The organism is Halomonas sp., assembly GCF_014859505.1.
GTDB lineage: Bacteria > Pseudomonadota > Gammaproteobacteria > Pseudomonadales > Halomonadaceae > Halomonas.
This window is the reverse complement of the sequence record NZ_JACUUD010000211.1, coordinates 1-3,084: the sequence shown is the minus strand read 5'-3', so window position 1 is coordinate 3,084 and position 3,084 is coordinate 1. Positions and strand designations below refer to the sequence as shown.

3 protein-coding genes and 1 tRNA gene are annotated in these 3,084 nt (G+C 62.5%); all 4 read right to left on the bottom strand.

Annotation, left to right across the window (positions count from 1 at the left end):
- Positions 1-493, bottom strand: a 493-nt coding sequence (locus IBX53_RS15490) for a ClpX C4-type zinc finger protein (protein WP_290911085.1), incomplete at its 3' end; no start/stop codon positions are given.
- A gap of 108 nt (positions 494-601) precedes the next feature.
- Positions 602-1,222 carry an ATP-dependent Clp endopeptidase proteolytic subunit ClpP gene (clpP, locus tag IBX53_RS15485; RefSeq protein ID WP_290911082.1) on the bottom strand — a complete coding sequence of 207 codons (621 nt, stop codon included), beginning with the start codon at positions 1,220-1,222 and terminating at the stop codon, positions 602-604.
- 88 nt (positions 1,223-1,310) lie between these two features.
- Entirely contained in the window at positions 1,311-2,672 is a 1,362-nt protein-coding gene (gene tig, locus IBX53_RS15480) for a trigger factor (RefSeq protein ID WP_290911076.1), read from the bottom strand.
- 257 nt (positions 2,673-2,929) lie between these two features.
- Positions 2,930-3,004: transfer RNA gene (locus tag IBX53_RS15475), tRNA-His, on the bottom strand.
- Positions 3,005-3,084: the final 80 nt, after the last annotated feature.

Here is a 3,084-nt window from a genome sequence, read left to right as displayed (position 1 = left end):
TCTGGATGATGTTCTCGACATCCTCGCCCACGTAGCCGGCCTCGGTCAGCGTGGTCGCGTCGGCGATGGTGAAGGGCACGTTGAGCAGCCGCGCCAGAGTCTCGGCCAGCAGGGTCTTGCCGCTGCCGGTGGGTCCGATCAGCAGGATGTTGGACTTGCCGAGCTCCACATCATCCTTCCTGACCTCGGAGCGCAGACGCTTGTAGTGATTGTAGACGGCTACCGACAGCACCATCTTGGCGCGGTCCTGACCGATCACATAGTCGTCGAGGGTGTGACGTATCTCGCGAGGAGTCGGCAGACGCTCCTCGTCGGTCTCGGCATCGGCATCGAGCACCTCCTCGCGAATGATGTCATTGCAGAGGTCGACACACTCATCGCAGATATAGACGGACGGGCCGGCAATCAGCTTGCGTACCTCGTTCTGATTCTTGCCGCAGAACGAGCAGTAGAGCAGCTTGCCGCCTTCGTCCTTGCCTTTGCCGTCGGCCATTCGCATACCTCTTCTCAATTGGCCCGGCGCCCATGGCGCCCGGCCGGGCTCACATCGGCAGCACAGGCTGCCGGAGAACGCTGTCAGGGCGTGATAAAAATCACGCTATCAGGATGTGGGCCGCTTATCCAGCACCACATCGATCAGGCCATACTCGGCCGCCTGCACGCCATTCATGAAGTTGTCGCGGTCGGTATCCCGCGCGATGATGTCGATGTCCTGGCCGGTGTGGTGGGCCAGAATCGAGTTGAGCTTGTCGCGGATGCCGAGGATCTCACGGGTGTGGATCTCGATATCCGAGGCCTGGCCCTGGTAGCCCCCCAGCGGCTGATGGATCATCATCCGCGAGTTGGGCAGGCAGAAGCGCTTGCCCGCCGCACCGCCGGCCAGCAGGAAGGCCCCCATGCTCGCCGCCTGACCGATACACACGGTAGAGACGTCGGGCTTGATGAACTGCATGGTGTCGTAGATCGACATGCCTGCCGTGACGCCGCCTCCAGGCGAGTTGATGTAGAGGTGGATGTCCTTGTCCGGATTCTCGGATTCCAGGAACAGCAGTTGGGCGACGATCAGGTTGGCCATGTAATCTTCCACCGGACCCACCAGGAAAATCACACGCTCCTTGAGCAGGCGGGAATAGATGTCATAGGCCCGCTCGCCGCGTGCGCTCTGCTCGACCACCATCGGCACCAGGCCGCCGGCGTTGTGGATCTCGAACTCGTTGCTCATCAGTGTGATGTCCTTGCATCCGAAGAATGGAAGCGGTTGGGCGGGCGCGCCGATCGTCGGCGCGCCCGCCGAAAGGAGATGAAGGAGATCAGGCCTTGTTCTCTTCCTGACCCTCTTCCTCGGTCTCCTCCGCGTCGGCCTCGGCCTGCTGCTGGGCAGCGGCCAGGACCTCCTGGTAGGTCATGCTGACATCCTTGACATTGGCCTGCTCGAGCAGCTTGTCGACGGCCTTCTCTTCGAGGATGGCAGACTTGACCTGGGTCTTCATCTGGTCGTTGCCCATGTAGTACTCGACCACCTGGGACGGCTCCTGGTACTGCTCGGCGAGCTCCTCGACCTTGGCGCGGATCTCGTCGTCGGTGGCGTCGAGCTCACCGGACTTGATCACCTCGGCCAGCAGCAGGCCGACCTGCACGCGGCTCCTGGCCTGTTCGGCGAACAGCTCGTTGGGCAGCTGGGAGACGTCGAAGTCCTCGCCCAAGCCAAACTGCTGGGCCGCCTGGCGTTTGAGGCCGTCGGTCTCCTGCTGGATCAGCGACTGCGGCACCGGGATCTCGTTGGCCTTCTGCAGCGCGGTCAGCACCTGCTGCTTGACACGGTTGTCGACGGCCTGCTCTGCCTCGCGGGTCATGTTCTTCCCGACCTCGGCGCGGAACCTGTCGAGATCACCGTCATCGACACCGAACTTCTTGATGAACTCGGCATCCACCTCGGGCAGGGCCTGGCCCTTCACGGCGTGAAGCTTGACCTTGAAGGTGGCTTCCTGACCGGCCAGATGCTCGGCCTGGTAGTCCGCGGGAAAGGTGACCTTGATCTCCTTCTCCTCGCCAGCCACGGCACCCACCAGCTGCTCCTCGAAGCCCGGGATGAAACTGCCGGAGCCCAGCACCAGGCTGTGACCCTCGGCGCTGCCGCCCTCGAAAGGCTCGTCGCCCAGGAAGCCCTGGAAGTCGAGGGTCACCTGGTCGCCGTCTTCGGCGGCGCGCTCGACCTCTTCCCATCCGGCGTTCTGCTTGCGCAGGGTCTCGATCATCTCGTCGACGTCGGACTCGACCACCTCGACCACCGGGCGCTCGACCTCGGTGCCCTCGATGGAGGAAAGCTCGAACTCCGGATAGACCTCCAGGGTCGCCACGAACTCGAGATCCTTGCCCGCCTCATTGACGGTGGGCTCGATCTGCGGGAAACCCGCCGGATTGAGTTCGTTCTCGGTAAGGGCGCGCACATAGCGCTCGCGCATCACTTCGCCCACCACCTCGTTGCGCACGTCGTGGCCGTAGCGCTGCCGGATCACCGACATCGGCACCTTGCCCTTGCGGAAGCCGTCGATGCGAACATTCTTGGCGGCATCCTTGAGACGGGCATTGACGGCCTCGTCGATCTCTGCGGCCGGCACCTGAAGGGTGATGCGGCGTTCGATCTGGGAGGTCGTATCGACGGAAACTTGCATGAAATGTCCTCTACCGACTGGGGGCGTTGTGTTGAAGAGTGAAAGGATCAAGGGGGGATTTTATGAATCCCGCCCGGCACTGGCAAGCGCCATGCCCAATAGATGGGGACTTCACGCGCTATTGCAAGAGCCATTCGGCCGGGGCATCCGATAACGGACGCCATGGACCGGAAACGACAAAGTCGCCGGCTCGGAGAGCCCGCGTCGGGATCGATAGCAATAAACTGAGCAAGATTGATCGGGAAGGCGTCAAGGAGTGGGGTGGATGATGGGGATCGAACCCACGACCACCGGAGCCACAATCCGGGGCTCTACCACTGAGCTACATCCACCACTGCCTTGAAACATCTGTCGAAATGGGGTGGATGATGGGGATCGAACCCACGACCACCGGAGCCACAATCCGGGGCTC